Below are 18,594 nucleotides of genomic sequence, written 5' to 3' on the forward strand. Positions count from 1 at the left end.
AGGTTTCAGCCATGGGTGCACAACCAGCAGGTGGCTTACCCGCGTTGTATTTGCTGCCGCATCTACGGCGGGCCCGCGACCTCGCGGATCGGCAGTATGCCGATCCGCTCCGTCTCGATGAATTGGCCGCTGCCGCAGGGGTTTCCAAATATCACTTCCTGCGGGCGTTCGCCGCGGTCTACGGGCTGACGCCGGCCGCGTACCTGGCGGAGCGGCGGATCGAGCGCGCGCAGGATCTGCTGCGCTCCACCAATGTCACGGTGACCGAGGTGTGCATGCTGGTCGGCTACAGCAGCCTCGGCTCGTTCAGCAGCAAATTCCGCCAGCTGGTCGGCGTCTCACCCTCGGAGTATCAGGCCAAGTTCGCCGATGGGGCGCCGCGCATTCCGGGGTGTTTCGTGTTCATGCACGGGCTCAGCGACCGGAAGCGCGATAGCTAAGCCGGCGTGGGGTTCTCGATGCGGAACACCGCGCAGCGCGGGGCCGCTGCCGCGAACTCGTCGGGGTCGGCGGACTCGACCAAGCCGAGCTTGATGAAGAACGGCACACCGTGCGGCACCTCGCGCGGGAATTCGCGCAGGATCGCGGCGCGTTCCTCGGCGGGCAGTTCGATCAGGTCGACGCGGTGGCGTTTGCGGCCCTCAGCCAGGATGCCCCAGTGGCTTTTGCGCGCGTTGCGCACCCACTCGGCCTTGCCGTGACCGACGACGTAGCGCGCACCACGCACGGTCAGCGGTGAGACCGGAGTGGTCCGTAGCTCGCCGGAGGCCCTGCCGGGCACCGAGAGCACCCGCATCGTGCCGATCGTTAACCCCAGTCGGTTCAGCGTGATCACGACCCGGTTCATCGGTTTCAGCCAGCCGGGCAGGCCCAGTTTCGTTTCCATGACAACTCCTTTCAGGTCGGCCATGGCAGATCGCCGTCGCCGATCCGTCGTGCGGCGCGCTCTACCCACCGCAATTCGGTGTCGAGTAGTTCGCGTTGCAGTTCGCCCTCGATCAGGACGATTTCCGGAATTCCGGTCGCCTGCGCCGCAGCCAGGTCGGCGGTCAGCTCGGCCGTGGCGGCGCGCAAGGCCGCGGCCCGCCGGGCCAGCAGTTCGGCCGCGCGCTCCGGTGCCAGGTTGAGGATGTGCGCGAGACCGGCCGGGAAGCGCGGGTATTCGTTGATCGGCTCGGCGAGATATTCATCGAGCAGCGAATCGAGTTCGCCGCGTCCGGTGGCGGTGATTTCGTAACTGGTGCGTTCCGGGCGCGCACCGGCCCGGCTGGTGCCCACCGGCTCGATCAGTCCGCTCGCGGCCAGCCGGGCGACGGTGTCGTAGACGGATCCGCCGCGCATCCGCACCACCCGGCCGACGTGGCGGTCCTTGATGAGCGCCTGCATCTCGTAGGGGTGCATGGGGCGCTCGTTGAGCAGGCTCAGAACGGCCAGTGCCAAGGGAGTTCTGCGGGCTCGCTGTGCCGCCATCACGCTCCAAATATTCGAACTCGAATAACCGAACTCGACTATACCGCGAAGACCGCAATTTCCGAGAAGCATCCGGTCGAGGAGCCGCCATAGCCTTGCCGCATGACAACGATCACGAACGTCTCGCTGGTCACCGTGTACGTCACGGACCAAACCGAATCGAAGCAGTGGTACATCGACAAGCTGGGCTTCGTCGAGGTCGCCGACATCACCATGGGCGACAACGGGTTCCGCTGGGTCACCATCGCGCACCCACAGCACCCGGAGCTGGAGATCGGCCTGATGATCCCCGGCCCGCCACTGGACGACAACCTGGCCGAGGCCATCCGCCGCGCCCTCGCGAACGGCACGCACGGCGCGCTCGGCCTGCGCACCGAGAACTGCCAGAAGACCTTCGAGGAGCTCACCGCCAAGGGCGTCGAGTTCGTGCAGCCGCCCGCCGAACGGCCTTACGGCACCGAGGCCATCGTCCGGGACAACTCCGGGAACTGGCTGGTGCTGGTGGAGCAGAAGGAGTACTCCCCGGAGGACTTCAAATAAAACGAAACCCGTCGTCCCGGGCTAGCTGCCGGGACGACGGGTGCAGGTTCTGCGGTGGGTCAGGCAGTCGCCTGCGCGGCGACCCACTCCTCGATGAACTTGCGCTCGCTGTTGAGCACCCGATGGTGCAGCTGCTCGGCGAGCGGCTCGATGGCGCCGCCGACCAGCGGCACCTTCACCTGCACGGTGCCGACCACCTCGATCTCGGAACCCTCGGCGGTCGAGCGCATTTCGTAGGTGCCCGACATCTCGGTGGCGATGCCGCCGGTCTCGCCCTCGAAGGTGCCCTTGGCGACCTCGCCGGTGAGCGCCTGCCAGTTGTCGGTGCGCGAGAGCATGAGCTCGCTCTTGAGCACCTTGCTCACCACGCTGGGAATCTTGTCCTGCGCGGCCTTTTCGGTCATGTGGATGCGGATGGTGCCCTCGCCCTCGGGATGCGAGAGGTCCAAGGTCGCGGTCTCGGCGTCGGCGAAACGCGCCTGCCAGACTTTCTCGTCGGTAAGTGCCCGGTGAAGATCTTCGACCGGGACGGTGTAAGGCACGGTGAAGCTGAATTTTCGGGACATGCGCGACACGGTAGTCCAGTCGATCGGTAGCCTGTTGCGGTGTTGGAAACCACGCAGTCTGATCGGCGATCGATCCGCCTGCGGCGGGCCAGAATCGGCGTGCTCACGGCTGCCACGGTGATCAGCGTGCTCGTCGTGCTCCTGGTGCTGGCCGCCTGGCGCAACGACTACCTGATCAGCTCGGACAAGGGCGTGGCCAGCGCCGAGGTGCTCTCCGCAGGCCGGCTGCGCTCCGCGGTCATGTACGTGACCCCCGATGGTGAGACACACAATCCGAAGGTCGGCGTGCTGTACCCGACCAACCTCACCGCGGGTGAGCGCATCCGGGTCGAATACAACCGCGCGGACCCCGATCTGGTGCGGGTGGAGGGGCGCGATGTGCGCGTCGCCATCCCACCCGCGCTGTCGGTGATCGTCGTGGTGTGGCTGATCGCCCTGCCTACGCTGTGGCTGCTGATTCGGCTCAGCAGGCGGCGGCCGAGCGCGAGCTGAACTACCGAGCCGGGGTCGGCCCGAGGAGTTCGCTCGATCTTTAGGTGTCCTTCACGCATGCGTGGCGAGACGGCGCGATCCGGCCGTCAACCTGAGAGAGTGCGTGTAGCGATCGTTGCCGAGTCGTTTCTGCCGAATATGAACGGCGTCGTCAACTCCGTGCTCCGGGTGCTCGATCACCTGGATCGGCACGGCCACGACGCCCTGATCATCGCGCCGGACACCACGCGCGGGCTGGCCCCCGCCGCGCGCTGGCACGAGCGGTTCCGGGTGCATCGAGTGCCCGCGGTGATGGTGCCGAAGATCAGTTCGCTGCCGGTGGGACTGCCGCAGCCGGGCATCGTCTCGGCCATCGAGGATTTCGACGCCGACGTGGTGCATCTGGCCTCGCCGTTCCTGCTCGGGGCCGGCGGTCTCGCCGCGGCCATGCGGCTGGATCTGCCCACAGTGGCGGTGTACCAGACCGACGTCGCCGGATTCGCCAAGAGCTACGGGCTGGCGCTGGCCAGCCGGGCGGCCTGGGCCTGGACGCGGCGCATCCACGAGGGCGCGACCAGGACATTGGCGCCGTCGCGGGCGGCCGCCGAAGATCTGGCGCAGCACGGTATTCCGCGCGTGCACCGGTGGGGTCGAGGCGTGGACATCGCGCGGTTCACCCCGCAGGCCCGTCGCACGGAACTGCGTGACTCCTGGCTCGACGGCGACAAGCTGGTGGTCGGCTTCGTCGGACGGCTGGCGCCGGAGAAGCACGTCGAGCGGCTCGCGGTGCTGGCGAACGACCCGGATATCCAGTTGGTGATCGTCGGCGACGGGCCGGAACGCGACCGGCTCGCCCGGATGATGCCGACCGCCGTGTTCACCGGCGAGCTCGGCGGCAACACCCTGGCCGAGGCGTACGCGAGCCTGGACGTGATGGTGCACGCGGGCGAGCACGAAACCTTCTGTCAGGGTGTGCAGGAAGCGCTCGCCTCCGGCATCCCGGTGATCGGCCCCGACGCGGGCGGGCCGCGCGACCTGATCGCGCACTGTCGCAACGGTTATCTGCTCCCGGTCGACCGTTTCACCGAACTGTTGCCGAGTGCCGTTGGGGCACTGCACGACCCGGTGCTGCGGGCCCGATTCGCCGGGGCCGCACGTAAATCGGTGCTGCACCGCACCTGGCCGGCGATCTGCACCGAACTGATGGGGCACTACGCGGACGTGACCGGTAACCGAATGCGGCTACCGCATACGGCATAACGCCGGGCCGGTCCGAACGGCCGAACGCGGCGCGATGTGATCGAACAATCTCCCTACCTCCCTCGGCGCGCCGCGCTGCGAGAGTTAGGGTCAACCGTGGCGAAAACAGAATCGACCAGGGCCTCGTTGGACAAGCAGCCGCGCGAGGTGGCGACGATGTTCGACGGTGTCGCGCGACGGTACGACCTGACCAACACCGTGATCTCCGGCGGCCAGGATCGCTACTGGCGCTGGGCGGTGCGCAAGGCGCTGGCGCCGCGCCCGGGCGAGCGGATCCTCGACCTCGCGGCGGGCACCGGGGTGTCCACGGTCGATCTGGCGAAATCCGGCGCCTGGTGCCTGGCCGCCGACTTCTCCCAGGGCATGCTCGCCGCAGGCAGGCACCGCAAGGTGCCGATGGTGGCGGCCGACGCGCTGGCGCTACCGTTCGCCGACGACTCGTTCGACGGGGTGACGATCTCCTACGGGCTGCGCAATATCTCCGATACCGAGGCCGCGCTGCGCGAGATGCTGCGGGTCACCAAGCCGGGCGGCAGGCTGGTCATCGCCGAGTTCTCCACGCCGGTCGTGCCGGGTTTCCGCACCGTATACATGGAATATCTGATGAAGGCGCTGCCGAAGGTGGCCCGCGCGGTCAGCAGCAATCCGGACGCCTACGTCTACCTGGCCGAGTCGATCCGCGCCTGGCCGAACCAGCGGCAACTGGCGCTGCGGATCGCGAGCACCGGGTGGTCCTCGGTGAAGTGGCGCACCCTCACCGGCGGCATCGTCGCGCTGCATCGCGCGTACAACCTGGGCTGATCAGCGACCTGCGTCACCCCTCACCGGCGATTTTTCCGCCTGTGAGGGGCAATGTCATCTGGCGATAACGCGCGGTAAACCCGCCGCAATCGGCGATGGCCATGATCGGGGCATGGTGGACGCAGGCACGACGCGCGCGGACGGCACCGCGCGGACGGCATGCTCGTACTGTGGCGTCGGTTGTGGCGTCACGGTGCAGACGCGGGCCGGCGCCGACGGGGCACCGGTGATCGCCAAGGTCAGCGGGGACAAGCTGCACCCGGCGAACGCGGGCAGGCTGTGCACCAAGGGCGCCACCCACCTGGAACTGATGCGCGCGCCCGGCCGGATGGAGACCGCGTTCCGACGGCCCGAACGCGGGCAGGAGCCGGTGCCCGCGCCGGTCGACGACGTGGTGCGCGAGGCGGCCGACCGGTTGCGGGCGATCCTCGACGAGCACGGGCCCGACGCGATCGCGCTGTACGTCTCCGGGCAGCTGTCGCTCGAGGCACAGTACCTGGCGACCAAACTGGCCAAGGGCTACCTGCGCACCGTGCACATCGAGGCCAACTCGCGGCTGTGCATGGCGAGTGCGGGTACCGGGTACAAGCAGTCGCTCGGCGCGGACGGGCCGCCCGGCTCCTACGACGACTTCGAGCACGCCGACCTGTTCTTCGTGATCGGCGCGAACATGGCCGACTGTCATCCGATCCTGCACTTGCGCATGGTCGATCGGGTCAAGGCCGGTGCCAAGCTGATCGTCGTCGACCCGCGCCGCACCGATACCGCGGCGCGCGCCGACCTGTTCCTGCAGATCGCGCCCGGCACCGACCTGGCGCTGTTGAACGGACTGCTGCATCTGCTGGTCGAGAACGGTGACGTAGACCAGGATTTCATCGCCGAGCACACCGAGGGCTGGGCCGGGATGCCCGAGTTCCTCGCGGACTATCCGCCCGCGCGGGTCGCCGAGATCACCGGGCTCGCCGAAGCCGATATCCGGACCGCCGCACAGTGGATCGGCGCGGCCGGCGAGTGGATGTCGCTGTGGACGATGGGGCTCAACCAGTCCACCCACGGCACCTGGAACACCAACGCGCTCTGCAATCTGCACCTGGCCACCGGCGCCATCGGCCGCACCGGCAGCGGACCGTTCTCGCTGACCGGACAGCCGAATGCGATGGGCGGCCGCGAAATGGGGTACATGGGTCCTGGCCTGCCGGGCCAGCGCAGCGTGCTCTCCCCCGCCGACCGCGCGTTCGTGGAAACCGCCTGGGGACTCGAGGCAGGCACGATTCGCGACGAGGTGGGCCCGGGCACCATCGAGATGTTCCGCGAGCTGGCGGCGGGCAACATCAAGGCCGCCTGGATCATCTGCACGAATCCCGTTGCCACGGTGGCCAACCGCAAGACCGTGCTCGACGGACTGGAGGCGGCCGAACTGGTGATCGCGCAGGACGCGTACGCCGAAACCGCCACCAACGCCTACGCCGACCTGTTGCTGCCCGCCACGCTGTGGGCCGAAGCCGATGCGGTGATGGTGAACTCGGAGCGCAACGTCACGCTGCTGCAGCGTTCCGTCGATCCGATCGGCGATACCCGCCCGGACTGGCTGCTGATCGCCCAGGTGGCCACCGCGATGGGCTTCCCGGGCTTCGACTTCGCCTCCGGCGCCGAGGTTTTCGCCGAGATCAAGCAGTTCGCCAACCCGGCCACCGGATATGACCTGCGCGGCATGGATTTCGAGCGACTCAGGGAAGGGCCGATGCAGTGGCCGTGTCCCGAAGGCGCCGGCGCGCGCAATGCGATTCGCTATCTCAACGACGGGGTCAGCCAGCCGCTGCACGTCGACGCCGCCGGTCATCGGCCGAGGCTGGCGTTCGCCACCCCGAGCAGGCGCGCCGTGTTCTGGCCGCGCCCGCATCTGCCGCCCGCGGAACTGCCCGACGACGACTTCCCGTTCGTCCTCAATACCGGTCGGCTGCAGCACCAATGGCACACGATGACCAAGACCGGCAAGATCGACAAGCTGAACAAGTTGAACGGGCAGCCGTTCGTCGAGGTGCACCCGGCCGACGCCGAACGTCTCGGGGTGCGCGCGGGCGACCAGCTCGAAATCGCCTCGCGGCGTGGGCGGGCCGTGCTGCCGGTGCAGATCAGCGACCGGGTCCGGCCCGGCGACTGCTTCGCGCCGTTCCACTGGAACGACGAGCACGGTGAGTATCTGACGATCAACGCGGTCACCAACGACGCCGTCGACCCGGCTTCACTGCAGCCGGAGTTCAAGGCGTGCGCGGTCTCGCTGCGCAGAGTGGCGGTGCCGGAGGCCGATCCGCCGCACTCGCCCGCGGTGCCGACGCCCGCGCTGGCCGCCGCGCATCCGCTGGCCGCCCTGTTCGGGCTGGACGCCGCCGTCACCCCGATGCTCACCGAGACCGAGCGGATCTATCTCAGCGGGTATCTCGCTGCGCTACAGGCGGTTCCGGTGACCGGCCAGCCGGTGCTGCCCGCCGCCGCGCCGATGTCCGCGCAGAGCAGGCTGTGGATCGATGGCGTGCTGGCAGGCATGTACTCCCGCGCCGCGGCACCCGAGGCGGCGAGCGCCCACCCGGTGACCGTGCTGTGGGCCTCGCAGACCGGCACGGCGGAGGAACTCGCCGCGACGGTGGCCGCGCGGCTCACCGAATGCGGTTTCGCGCCACGACTGCTCGACATGGACTCGTGTGCGGTGGACGCGCTGACCGGTGACGTGCTGGTGATCAGCAGTACCTTCGGCGACGGCGGGCCACCGGACAACGGCGCCGACTTCTGGAACCAGCTGGACAGCAAGGCGATTCGCCTCACCGGCGTGCGTTATGCGGTGTTCGCCCTCGGCGACTCCTCGTACGACGACTTCTGCGGGCACGGCCGCAAACTCGATGAACGGTTCGCCGAATACGGTGCGGTGCGGCTGCTCGACCGCGTCGACAGCGAGCCGGATTTCCTGGAGCCCGCCGAGCGCTGGCTCGATGCGATCGTGGCGCTGCTCGGCGAGGGCGTGGAAACCGCTGCGCCGGAAACTGATCCGGGCCCGCCTGCGAAAGTACCGGCACCCAGTCGAGGCGGCGGCACCATGACGGCGGTGCTCACCCGCGCGACCGCCCCCGCGCCGGGGCGCACCCGGCGGGAGATCGCGCCGTTCACCCGGCACGCACCGGTCCCCGCCGCGCTGGTGCGCAACGAGCCGCTCACCCTCAGTGACTCGCCGAAAGAGGTGCGGCAGTTCGGCTTCGATCTGCGGGGCCTGGAGGCCGACTACGAGGTCGGTGACTCGCTCGGCGTCTGGCCGACCAACGACACCGCACTGGTGGACGAATGGCTGACCGGTGCCGGACTCGATGGCCGCCGGATCATCGAGGTCGACGATCGCGAACTGTCGCTGGCCGAGGCGTTGCGCACGCACTACGACATCAGCAAGGTGAGCAACGACCTGCTCACCTTCATCGCCGAACGCAACCCGAACACCCGGCTGGCCAAACTGCTGCGGCGCGACAATCGCATCGAACTCGACAACTACCTGTGGGACCGGCAGGCCGTCGACGTGCTGCGCGACTTCCCGGTGCGGGCCGATTTGGTCGACTGGCTCGGCATACTGAAAAAGCTGCAGCCGCGCCAGTATTCGATCTCGTCGAGCCCGTTGGTCAGCCCCGACGAGGTGCAGCTGACCGTCGGCGTGGTGCGCTACGGCGATCCCGCCGCCACCGGATCGTCGGCCCGGCGCGGCGGCGTCTGCTCGACCTTCCTGGCCGATCGAGCGGGCACCGGACCCACCGCCGTGCCGATCTTCCTGCAGCGCGCACCACACTTCCGGCCGCCCGCCGACCCGACCGCCGCGATGATCATGGTCGGGCCCGGCACCGGCATCGCGCCGTTCCGCGGCTTCCTGCAGGAGCGCCGCGCGCTCGGCTGCACCGGCCGCAACTGGCTGTTCTTCGGCGAACAGCACGCCGCGCGCAACTTCTACTACCGGACCGAACTGGAAGACATGTTCCGCTCCGGCTTCCTCACCCGCCTCGACCTGGCCTTCTCCCGCGACCAGCGGGAGCGGATCTATGTGCAGCACCGGATGATCGAGCACGGCGCCGAGCTGTGGTCCTGGTTGTGCGACGGCGCGCACCTCTACGTCTGCGGCGACGCGACCAGGATGGCGAAGGACGTGGACGAAGCGCTGCTGCGCATCGCCCGCGTCCACGGCAACCTCGACGAAGCGGGCGCCCTCGCCTTCCGCAAACAACTGGTCGCGCAGAAACGCTACGTGCGCGACGTCTACTGAACGACGCACGGGTTCGGCTACACCGCAGGAGGATTGAGGCGGGTGAAGTCGGCGAGGCGGTAGTACGGGTAGTAGGGGTAGGGCGGGGTGGTGGCGCTGGCCTTGTCGAGGCGGGTTATCTGGTCGGGGGTCAGTTCCCAGCCGATGGCGCCGAGGTTCTGGCGTAGCTGGTCCTCGTTGCGGGCGCCGACGATGACGGTGGCGACGGTGGGGCGGCGCAGCAGCCAGTTGAGGGCGATCTGCGGGACGGTCTTACCGGTTTCGGCGGCGAGTTCGTCGAGCACGTCGACCACGTCGTAGAGCTTGTCGTCGTCGACCGGCGGGCCAGCGGCGGCGGTCTGGTGCAACCGGCTGCCCTCCGGAAGGGGTTGGCCGCGCCGGATTTTGCCGGTCAGCCTGCCCCAGCCGAGCGGGCTCCAGACCACCGCGCCGACGCCCTGATCCTGACCGAGCGGCATGAGCTCCCACTCGTAGTCGCGGCCGACGAGCGAGTAGTACACCTGGTGCGCGACATAGCGGGTGAGCCCGTGCTTGTCCGCCGCGGCAAGGGATTTCATCAGCTGCCAGCCGGCGAAGTTGGAGGCGCCGAGGTAGCGGATCTTGCCCGCGCGCACCAGATCATCCAGTGCGGCAACAACTTCTTCGACGGGGGTGCCCGCATCGAAGGCGTGCAGCTGGAACAGGTCGATGTAGTCGGTGCCGAGCCTGCGCAGCGAGGCTTCCACCGCGCCGACCAGCCGGGCGCGGCCGGAACCGGCCTGCGTCGGGTCCGGGCCGGTGGGCAGCGAGGCCTTGGTGGAGATGAGCAGCTGATCGCGCCTGCCCTTGATGGCCGCGCCGAGCACTTCCTCCGAGGCGCCGTCGGAGTAGACGTCGGCGGTGTCGAACATGGTGACGCCCGCCTCCAGGCTGATGTCGACCAACCGCCGCGCCTGCTCGGCATCGGTGTCGCCCCAGGCGCTGAACAGTTCGCCGCGTCCACCGAAGGTGCCTGCGCCGAAGCTCAGAGCCGGAACGTGCAGACCTGATGCACCAAGCCGCCGGTACTCCATTGTGACTCCTAAAGGGTCTATAGTTCCGTTAACACGTCGAACGGTACACCCGATCGACGCTAAATGAAACTGGAGACCCATTATGACTGGAGACGAGGCGGTTCCCGGCTCGATCCGCCCTGGTGGCCGCACCGCTCGGGTGCGCGAATCCGTATTGCACGTCGCGGGCGACCTGCTCGCCGAGCGCGGTTTCGCGCACCTGGACCTCGCGGAGGTCGCGGCCGCCGCCGAGGTCGGCAAGACCACCGTCTACCGCCGCTGGCGCACCCCCACCGGTCTGGTCACCGACCTGCTGGCCGAGATGGCCGAGCAGTCGCTGCCGCATGCCGACACCGGATCGCTGCTCGGCGACCTCACCGCCAATGCCCGCCTGGTCGCCCGAACACTGACGGATCCCCGGCAGGGCAGGCTCTTTCAGGCCGTGATCGCCGCAGCCACCTGTGACGAGGCCGCCGCTGCGGCCCTGCGCCGCTTCTACGACGTCCGGCTCACCGAGTGGTCACCTTGCGTCGAACGGGCCGTGGAACGGGGCGAGGCGCCCGCAGGCACCGATCCCCGCGCCGTGCTCTCGGCAGTGTCCGCCCCGCTGTACTACCGCCTGCTCGCCAGCGGCGACCCGATCGATGAGCACGCCGTGACGTCCGCCGCCCGCGCCGCCGTAAACGCGGTCAGCGCAGGCATATTCGTCACCGGCGAACAGTGAGTCGCGCTACCCGGCCCAGGCGGCGCTGCGACCGGTGAGCGCGAGCACCCGGTCGAGCGCGGAGGCCTCGGCGGGGACCGGGAGCACCGGGCCGAAAAGACCCGGGGTGCCCTCGGGCGGGTTCTCCCGGAGCATGTCGAGCAGGATGGCGAGATCGGTGGCCGTCGCAGTGAAAGGCTGACCGGTGGCCTCGGCCAGATCCCAGCCGTGCACGACCAGCTCGTCGAGCGCGACCATGGCCATCACCGGCGCCTGCTCGCTGACCCCGCCCGCCTCCGTCACGCCGTCCCAGGCGCCCGGTTCGCGCCACGCGGCGACCAGCGCCTTCAGTTGCGCGGGAATGCGCGTGCGCCAATCGCCCGTCAGCGCGCGCTCCTCCCCCACGGTGGGTGCGACCGACCCCCCGACCGCCTCCTTCGTCGCCGCCTGGCGGAACGCCTCGGTCAGGTCGACGACGTGGGCGAGCAGATCGCGCACGGTGGTATCCGCGCACGGCGTCTCGTTGGCGAGCTGCTCATCGGTGATGCGGACGACTACGGCCTCGAGTGCGGTGGCGGCCGGTTCGAAATCGAATTCCGGGTTCATGGGTTCTCCTGGGCAGGTCGGACGGCTCCTCTTGTGCAGACGGTGCGGCGCAGCGGGATTCATCGGTGCGCGCCTGCGCGGAGGTCGGCGGCCCGCCCGAGCCCTCGCGGCGCCGCGTGTCGCCGGCCGAATTCGCCTGGCTGCCAGGCCCGTCCGACCCCGCCGACCGGCGTACGCCGCGACCAAGTCGTGACCGCGAAAAGCGCTGGAAAAGCGGACAATTGGTAGATGAAGGGTGATCGAGTAGAGATCGTTGTCGACTTCGGCGACGGGTCTCGCAGTTATGAAGTGGCCGCCACCCGTGCGGGGCGCCGAGTCGAGGTACGCATCGCGCGCGGTGTGGTGGAAGTCAGCGAGGTGACGCGCACCGGGACACCGGTGCGGACCGCACGATTCATGGCAGGGCGCACGCTGGCCCTCGTCGAATATCCGGCCAACGGCACCGGGGCGCTCGACGGCGAGTAACCGGACGCCGCGGGGTTGCTCGGTGACCGGACCTGGCGCATGCTCGACAGTGCTGGACTGTTGTCCGCCTTGATTGTGGCGCGCCACAACTGGGTACGCCCCGACCGAGACCCACTGCGGAGAGGAGCGCACGATGACCGATCGCAGCACGTCCACCGAGATGAATGCCGTTCCGGAGGCCGACCTGGCCGAACAGTCCATGCCCGCCTACCCGGACGACGCACGCTACGCCGACGACGAACCCGACCAGGACGGCGCCATCGACCAGGAGATTGCCGAAAGCGTCGCCCGCGACACCTGGAGCGCCGATCCGGCCGACGTGTTCGAACAGTCGATTCCCGTACCCCTCGACGACGAGCCGGATCCGGCCTGATCGCGGTAGCCCGGGCAGTCCGGCTCAGGGACCGATCTTGGCGCGCACCGTCGCGTGCAGCTCGCGCAGGCTGGAACGCTCGGTAGCGACCTCGAGCACCCGGGTGCCGTGTGCGTTGCCCGCCAGTTCGACGGCCAGCTGCTCGGGATCGACCTGCCGGTGCGGGATGCGATAGGCCGCACACAGCGCGGCGAGATCCATCCCGTGCGGGGTGCCGAAGACGCGCTCGAAGACGCCCGCGTACTGCGGGTCGCCCTGCTCGAGCAGTTCGAAGATGCCGCCGCCGTCGTCGTTGGCCACCACGATGGTGAGATCGGCGGGGCGTGGCTCGCCGGGGCCGATCAGCAGGCCGGCGGCGTCGTGCAGGAAGGTCAGGTCGCCGATCAGCGCCACGGTGCGGCCCTCGTGCCGCAGCGCCGCACCGACCGCGGTGGACACGGTGCCGTCGATGCCCGCGACACCGCGGTTGGACAGCACCCGGATGCCCGGGCGCGGGTGCGACACCAGCGCGGCGTCGCGCACCGGATTGGAGGCGCCGAGCAGCAACTGGTCGCCGTCGCGCAGCGCGTTCATCACCACGGCGGCCACGTGCAGTCCGGTCGGCTTGGGATGCCGGTCGAGTTCCTCGCGCACCACCTGATTGGCTTTCGCGTCGAGTTCGCGGCAGTAGGCCAGCCACTCCAGGCGCGGGGCGCCGGTGGTGACCGCCCTGGTTCCGGTGCCGAGCACATTGCCGGAGACATCGGGCCAGCGCGGGCCGGTGGTGAGCGCGTAGACCCGAACCGCCGGATCGGCAAGGACTTTGGAGACCTGACGGTGCAGTGTCGGCCGTCCGGTGATGATGGCTTGGCGCGGCTTCAGCAGCGGCAGCGCGAGCGGATGCAGGGCGGGACCGTGCATCGGGGCGGTGGGTTCCGCGACCGTCGGCAGGTCGGCGAGTTCCGGCCGCAGCCCGGCGCCGGGCCCGGAGATGACGACGGTGTCGGGGGTGAGATCGAGATCGAGCGGCACATCGAGCGTGGCGTATTGGGTTTTGGTCCACGCCTGGTCGTCCGCGCGGCCGCCCGGCGCCGTCTCGCCCGGCGCCAGATTGGGCACCAGCGGTTCGCGCAGCGGGATGTCGAAGTGCACCGGGCCCGCATTGCCGGAGCGGGTGCCGCGGGCCGCCGCCAGCACCCGGCAGACGGCCGAGCGCCACTGACTGTTCTGGTGGCCGTACGCCACACAGTCGGCCGTCTGGGCCTCCTCCTCGGCGAGGCCGAGGCTGATGGTGGCGCGGACCTGGCTACCGAACAGCCCGAGCTGCTCCACGGTCTGATTGGCGCCGGAACCGAGCATCTCGTAGGGCCGGTTGGCGCTGAGCACCACCAGCGGAATGCGCGCGTAATTGGCCTCCAGCACGGCCGGGCCGAGATTGGCCACCGCCGTCCCCGAGGTCATCACCACGGGCACCGGCAGGCGGCTGGCCACCGACAATCCGATGGCGAGGAATCCGGCCGTCCGCTCGTCGATGCGCATGTGCAGCCGCAGCCGACCGGCCGCGTCGGCGGCCTGCAGTGCGAAGGCCAGCGGCGCGTTGCGCGAGCCGGGACACAGGACGACGTCGCGCACACCCCCACGCGCGAGTTCGTCCACCACGACCTGCGCTTGTGCTGTAGACGGGTTCACCTCTCCAGCCTCTCAGACAGTGCGCGTCCCGTCTTCGTCGCCCTGCTCACACCCGGCGAGGGTGTTGCACTCCCACGAAACGCAGAACGCGCCGCACATCGGAAAGTACGGCCGCAGGCGGCCGGTCGATGTGCGACGCGTTCGTCGTGCACGGTCTTGATTCAGTTGGCGTGCTTCTGAATCAGGTCGCCGACGCGCGGCAGCGCCTCGATGACGTTCTTCTTCGCCGACGAACGCATCGACGAGTAGACCTTCTTCAGCGCGGGCCGGGTGGAGGCTTCGGCGCGGGCGTCGGTGACCGAGAGCAAGGCCTCGGCAACCTCGTCGGACTTGGCGACCAGCAGATCGCCGAACGTGCCGGACCCCGTAGCGGTGTATTCCTGCCAGAACGGGTCCAGCTGCGCAACGAGTTTGGGCGCCAACGACTCCAGGGCGTCGGGCACGATCGACGGGCTGATCTTCTTGACCGCCGCGTAGCCACCCTTCACAGCCAGGCCGGACGCACCACCCTTGTCCGAGACCTCGGCATCAAGAACCTCGACGGCATCGGCAAGGAAAGCCGGGCGCTTGGCGTCGTCGAGCAGGGATTCAGACAGTGCTGCAACCACTTTCAGGTCCTCCGGAATAGGTTTCGATGAACGAGCAGGCGCAACTATACGCATCCCCGCGCAACTGGTCGCGGCACTCACCCGCTAACGCGGTGCGTCCCAAACGTGGCCTGCGCCACCGCAAATACAGACCGGACGGTCGCTCATGGCTGCCACGGCAGCAACTGGACCATCAATCCTTCGCAGTCGGCGAGCACATTGCCCTGCTCATCGAGCAATTCGGCGGTGATGAAGGTCTTGCGGCCCTCGATCCGATCGACCCGCCCGCGCACGGTCAGCGGCGTCTCCAGCGGGGTGATCTTGCGGTAATTCACATGGAGATACGCGGTGCGACTGATTGGTCGTCCGGCGTAGTGCACGATCATGCCGAGCAGATCGTCGAACAGCAGCGGCAGCACGCCGCCGTGCGCGGCGCCGTTGCCGCCGAGGTGGAAACGGCGGAACTCACCGGTCATCCGGATGCCGTCCGGACCCGCCTCGGTCACCCGCCACGGCAGCAACAGCAGACTGCCGCGGCCGGGCAGTTCGACGGCGCGGCCCGCCGGTCCCTGCAATTCCGGTGCGCGGTAGGGATCCAGCAGCGCGATCAGCTGTTCGGCCTGGGCGAGCGCGTCACCGAAGACCTCGTCGGGTGCGTCAACGGAAACCGCGAGATCCTGCAAGGTGCGCATCGCCTCGACGAACGGGGCGAAGTTGCGCCCGATCTTCGCGCGGGACACCTTCGGAAATCCCCCGTGTTTCTCGTACCGGGACTCGTCCACCGCACTGCGGTCGATAACCGGTTTCACTCGCTCGTTCATACCTGCACGGTAACCCGTTGTTTTACACCGTCAAGTCGGGACACTTCGGACACCGGATCAGCCACCCGCGCACCGAGGGCAATAATCACTGGGGTGACGTTCACTCCGAAGTTGTGGCGACCCGTCCCCGGGTTCGAGAATCTGACCGACATCACCTACCACCGGCACATCGAACAGGGCACGGTCCGTGTCGCGTTCAATCGACCGGAGGTACGCAACGCGTTTCGCCCGCATACGGTCGACGAACTCTATCGGGCATTGGACCACGCGCGGATGACCCCGGACGTCGGCGCGGTACTGCTCACCGGCAACGGCCCCAGCGAGAAGGACGGCGGCTGGGCCTTCTGCTCCGGCGGCGACCAGCGCATCCGCGGCCGCAACGGCTACCAGTACGCCAGCGGCGACACCGCGGACACCGTCGACCAGGCGCGCGCGGGCCGGTTGCACATCCTCGAGGTGCAGCGGCTGATCCGGTTCATGCCGAAGGTGGTCATCGCGCTGGTGAACGGCTGGGCCGCGGGCGGCGGGCACAGCCTGCACGTGGTCTGCGACCTGACGCTGGCCAGCCGCGAGCACGCCCGCTTCAAGCAGACCGACGCCGACGTCGGCAGCTTCGACGGCGGTTACGGCAGCGCCTATCTCGCGAAAATGGTGGGCCAGAAGTTCGCCCGCGAGATCTTCTTCCTCGGCCGCCCGTACACCGCCGAGGAGATGCACCAGATGGGCGCGGTGAACAAGGTGGTCGACCACGCCGAGCTGGAAAATGTTGCGCTGGAATGGACCGCGGACATCAACGGCAAGTCACCGCAGGCGCAGCGCATGCTCAAGTACGCGTTCAACCTGCTCGACGACGGACTGGTCGGCCAGCAATTGTTCGCCGGTGAGGCGACGCGCATGGCCTACATGACCGACGAGGCCGTCGAGGGCCGCGACGCGTTCCTGGAGAAGCGCAAGCCCGACTGGACCCCCTACCCCTGGTACTTCTGACATGGACATTCTCAGCAGCCGAATCATTCTGCGGCCCGCCGATTACCAGCGGACCCTCGACTTCTATCGCGACGGGCTCGGGCTGGCGATCGCGCGTGAGTATCCGGGCGGCACGGTGTTCTTCGCCGGGCAGTCGCTGATCGAGGTGGCCGCGCACGGCGGATCCGGTGAGTCGTCGTCCTTCCAGGGCGCGATCTGGCTGCAGGTGCGCGACGTCGCGGACGCGGCCGCGGAACTCGCGGTGAAAGGCATCCCCATCGACCGGGCACCCGTGCAGGAACCGTGGGGACTGATCGAAATGTGGGTGCGCGACCCCGATGGGGTGCCGATCGTGCTGGTCGAGGTGCCGCCCTCGCATCCGATCCGCAGGGATCCGCGCTGGTCAGCGGACTGACATTTCATTTGTACGCACACTCGGCCACCGGACCGAGTTGCCAAGGCGCGCCACGGCGAGGACGATAGCGCTCGGAAGGCCCCCGACCGCCGATGTCCGGCCCGGCCACCATGCGTAACCCGTCCGACGAGTGAATCGCAGTCTCGATGCCTGGCGTACCTGAGCCCCATTTCCTGGGGGCGGCCGCACATGTCTCGCGCCGCCCCCGCAAACCGACCACCCGTTCCGCGTTCGGCGACGCGGCCATGACACGATCGCTGACGTGAGCGAGCGCAGTGGGGTTGTGAGTAAGCCCAACGGGTGTCTTGGCGCTGGTGAGGTGGTCGCGAGCGAGCGAGCCATCGGCACAGCGTCTTCGCGAACGACGGAGCCGAGCGCCAGCGAGGTGCAGTCGTGAGTCGTACTCTTCGCACTTTGCCGATGCCCACCGGCTCCGGTGCGGGCGAGGTGCTGCCGCATCTGCGAGAAGCGTTGGAGGGCAGCGGTCCCGCGTGGCTGCCGATCCCGACCAGCGACCGCCGCGAGGCCAGGCGGCTCAGTGACGCGCTCGCGCCCGGCGAGACGATCGATGACGAGGTCGCGCTCGTGGTGACCACCTCCGGTACCACCGGGGTGCCCAAGGGCGCGATGCTCAGCGCCGCCGCGCTGCGGGCCAGTGGCACCGCTACGCACGACCGTCTCGGTGGTCCGGGCAGCTGGCTGCTCGCCTTGCCGACGCACCATATAGCGGGCATTCAGGTGCTGCTGCGCAGCATCCTGGCCGGCACCCAGCCCACCATTCTCGATGTGTCGGGCGGTTTCCTGCCCGAGGCGCTGGCCGGTGCCGTGTCGAGCATGCGCGGCGATCGCCGCTACACCGCGCTGGTGCCGACCCAGCTGATCAAGGCGCTGGACGCACCCGTCGCCGCGGCGGCGCTCGCCGCATTGGACGGTGTTCTCGTCGGCGGTGCGGCCACGCCGCCGCCGGTGTACGAGCGCGCGAAAGCGGCCGGTATCAACGTTGTTCGCACCTACGGCATGAGCGAGACCTGCGGCGGGTGTGTGTACGACGGCATCCCGCTGGACGGCACGCAGGTTCGCATCGAGGACGGCCGGGTGCTGCTCGGCGGTGCGATGATCGCCTCCGGTTACCGCGGCCAACCGGGCCATCCCGCCTTCGCCGAGCCCGGCTGGTTCCGCACCGAGGACGCGGGTGTCTTCGACGACGGCAGGCTGCGTATCACCGGCCGGCTGGACGAGGCGATCATGACCGGCGGGCTCCTGGTGATCCCGCAGGTCATCGAGGCCGTGCTGATGAACCATCCGGCGATCCGCGAGTGCGTGGTGCTCGGCCTGCCGGACGAGCGCCTCGGCCAACGCGTCGCGGTCGTGGTGGTCCCCGCGCCCGGGGCTGTGCCGACCCTCGAGGAACTGCGCGAATTCGTCGCGGCCGAACTCGATGCCTTCGCGGCCCCCCGCGAACTCACCCTGGTCGACGAGATCCCGATGCGCGGCCCGGGCAAGCCCGACCGCACCATGCTGCGGGAGAACCTGCTCGCCGACTCGGCGCGCTGACCCGGGCGG

The 18,594-nt window shown here is 68.9% G+C and carries 20 protein-coding genes; 12 read left to right on the plus strand and 8 right to left on the minus strand.

Annotation, left to right across the window (positions count from 1 at the left end):
- Positions 1-11 precede the first annotated feature (11 nt).
- Complete coding sequence (locus DBO33_RS39095) at positions 12-440, plus strand: helix-turn-helix transcriptional regulator (protein ID WP_107659507.1); 429 nt, start codon at positions 12-14, stop codon at positions 438-440.
- Here DBO33_RS39095 and DBO33_RS39100 read toward each other — a convergent pair.
- A complete protein-coding gene (locus DBO33_RS39100) occupies positions 437-886 on the minus strand; it encodes a PNPOx family protein (RefSeq protein ID WP_107660978.1) in 450 nt (149 codons plus the stop codon). The genes DBO33_RS39095 and DBO33_RS39100 overlap by 4 nt on opposite strands.
- A gap of 11 nt (positions 887-897) precedes the next feature.
- Positions 898-1,470, minus strand: a complete 573-nt coding sequence (locus tag DBO33_RS39105) for a PadR family transcriptional regulator (RefSeq protein WP_107659508.1) — start codon at positions 1,468-1,470, stop codon at positions 898-900.
- 102 nt (positions 1,471-1,572) lie between these two features.
- Between DBO33_RS39105 and DBO33_RS39110 the strand changes: the two genes are divergently transcribed.
- Positions 1,573-2,010, plus strand: a complete 438-nt coding sequence (locus DBO33_RS39110) for a VOC family protein (protein ID WP_107659509.1) — start codon at positions 1,573-1,575, stop codon at positions 2,008-2,010.
- Positions 2,011-2,069: 59 nt separating this feature from the next.
- Here DBO33_RS39110 and DBO33_RS39115 read toward each other — a convergent pair whose 3' ends face one another.
- Positions 2,070-2,576 (minus strand): DUF2505 domain-containing protein, encoded by a 507-nt coding sequence (locus DBO33_RS39115; RefSeq protein ID WP_107659510.1) that lies wholly within the window; start codon positions 2,574-2,576, stop codon positions 2,070-2,072.
- A gap of 39 nt (positions 2,577-2,615) precedes the next feature.
- Here DBO33_RS39115 and DBO33_RS39120 point away from each other — a divergent pair, with 39 nt between their 5' ends.
- The 4 genes from DBO33_RS39120 (at position 2,616) to DBO33_RS39135 (ending at position 9,396) form a co-directional block, all read left to right on the plus strand.
- Positions 2,616-3,068 carry a DUF3592 domain-containing protein gene (locus DBO33_RS39120; RefSeq protein ID WP_107659511.1) on the plus strand — a complete coding sequence of 151 codons (453 nt, stop codon included), beginning with the start codon at positions 2,616-2,618 and terminating at the stop codon, positions 3,066-3,068.
- Positions 3,069-3,167: 99 nt separating this feature from the next.
- Entirely contained in the window at positions 3,168-4,307 is a 1,140-nt protein-coding gene (locus tag DBO33_RS39125) for a glycosyltransferase family 4 protein (RefSeq protein WP_107659512.1), read from the plus strand.
- Between the two features lie 96 nt (positions 4,308-4,403).
- Positions 4,404-5,108 (plus strand): demethylmenaquinone methyltransferase, encoded by a 705-nt coding sequence (locus DBO33_RS39130; protein WP_107659513.1) that lies wholly within the window; start codon positions 4,404-4,406, stop codon positions 5,106-5,108.
- Positions 5,109-5,220: 112 nt separating this feature from the next.
- Entirely contained in the window at positions 5,221-9,396 is a 4,176-nt protein-coding gene (locus DBO33_RS39135) for a bifunctional nitrate reductase/sulfite reductase flavoprotein subunit alpha (protein ID WP_107659514.1), read from the plus strand.
- Positions 9,397-9,413: 17 nt separating this feature from the next.
- Here DBO33_RS39135 and DBO33_RS39140 read toward each other — a convergent pair whose 3' ends face one another.
- Complete coding sequence (locus DBO33_RS39140) at positions 9,414-10,448, minus strand: aldo/keto reductase (protein WP_107659515.1); 1,035 nt, start codon at positions 10,446-10,448, stop codon at positions 9,414-9,416.
- 82 nt (positions 10,449-10,530) lie between these two features.
- Between DBO33_RS39140 and DBO33_RS39145 the strand changes: the two genes are divergently transcribed.
- Entirely contained in the window at positions 10,531-11,151 is a 621-nt protein-coding gene (locus tag DBO33_RS39145) for a TetR-like C-terminal domain-containing protein (protein WP_107659516.1), read from the plus strand.
- Between the two features lie 6 nt (positions 11,152-11,157).
- On the opposite strand, the gene DBO33_RS39150 is transcribed toward DBO33_RS39145, so the two are convergent.
- Positions 11,158-11,736, minus strand: coding sequence for a TIGR03086 family metal-binding protein (locus tag DBO33_RS39150; protein ID WP_107659517.1), 579 nt, complete (start codon positions 11,734-11,736; stop codon positions 11,158-11,160).
- Between the two features lie 228 nt (positions 11,737-11,964).
- On the opposite strand from DBO33_RS39150, the gene DBO33_RS39155 reads away from it, so the two are divergent.
- A complete protein-coding gene (locus DBO33_RS39155; protein WP_107659518.1) occupies positions 11,965-12,201 on the plus strand; it encodes a hypothetical protein in 237 nt (78 codons plus the stop codon).
- A gap of 133 nt (positions 12,202-12,334) precedes the next feature.
- Positions 12,335-12,574 carry a hypothetical protein gene (locus DBO33_RS39160; RefSeq protein WP_199856893.1) on the plus strand — a complete coding sequence of 80 codons (240 nt, stop codon included), beginning with the start codon at positions 12,335-12,337 and terminating at the stop codon, positions 12,572-12,574.
- Positions 12,575-12,598: 24 nt separating this feature from the next.
- On the opposite strand, the gene menD is transcribed toward DBO33_RS39160, so the two are convergent.
- The 3 genes from menD to DBO33_RS39175 all read right to left on the minus strand — a co-directional run bounded on the left by menD (position 12,599) and on the right by DBO33_RS39175 (position 15,650).
- Entirely contained in the window at positions 12,599-14,242 is a 1,644-nt protein-coding gene (gene menD, locus DBO33_RS39165) for a 2-succinyl-5-enolpyruvyl-6-hydroxy-3-cyclohexene-1-carboxylic-acid synthase (RefSeq protein WP_107659519.1), read from the minus strand.
- Between the two features lie 161 nt (positions 14,243-14,403).
- Positions 14,404-14,850: a DUF6918 family protein gene (locus tag DBO33_RS39170; protein ID WP_107659520.1), complete on the minus strand. Its 447-nt coding sequence runs from the start codon at positions 14,848-14,850 to the stop codon at positions 14,404-14,406.
- Between the two features lie 143 nt (positions 14,851-14,993).
- A complete protein-coding gene (locus DBO33_RS39175) occupies positions 14,994-15,650 on the minus strand; it encodes a PaaI family thioesterase (RefSeq protein WP_107659521.1) in 657 nt (218 codons plus the stop codon).
- Between the two features lie 93 nt (positions 15,651-15,743).
- On the opposite strand from DBO33_RS39175, the gene DBO33_RS39180 reads away from it, so the two are divergent.
- The 3 genes from DBO33_RS39180 to menE all read left to right on the plus strand — a co-directional run bounded on the left by DBO33_RS39180 (position 15,744) and on the right by menE (position 18,585).
- Positions 15,744-16,637, plus strand: a complete 894-nt coding sequence (locus tag DBO33_RS39180) for a 1,4-dihydroxy-2-naphthoyl-CoA synthase (protein ID WP_107659522.1) — start codon at positions 15,744-15,746, stop codon at positions 16,635-16,637.
- A 1-nt stretch (position 16,638) separates the two neighbouring features.
- On the plus strand, positions 16,639-17,031 hold the full coding sequence (locus DBO33_RS39185; protein WP_107659523.1) for a VOC family protein: 393 nt from the start codon (positions 16,639-16,641) through the stop codon (positions 17,029-17,031).
- A gap of 420 nt (positions 17,032-17,451) precedes the next feature.
- Positions 17,452-18,585, plus strand: a complete 1,134-nt coding sequence (menE, locus tag DBO33_RS39190) for an o-succinylbenzoate--CoA ligase (protein WP_107659524.1) — start codon at positions 17,452-17,454, stop codon at positions 18,583-18,585.
- Positions 18,586-18,594: the final 9 nt, after the last annotated feature.

The organism is Nocardia suismassiliense, assembly GCF_900269665.1.
Classification (GTDB): Bacteria; Actinomycetota; Actinomycetes; order Mycobacteriales; family Mycobacteriaceae; genus Nocardia; species Nocardia suismassiliense.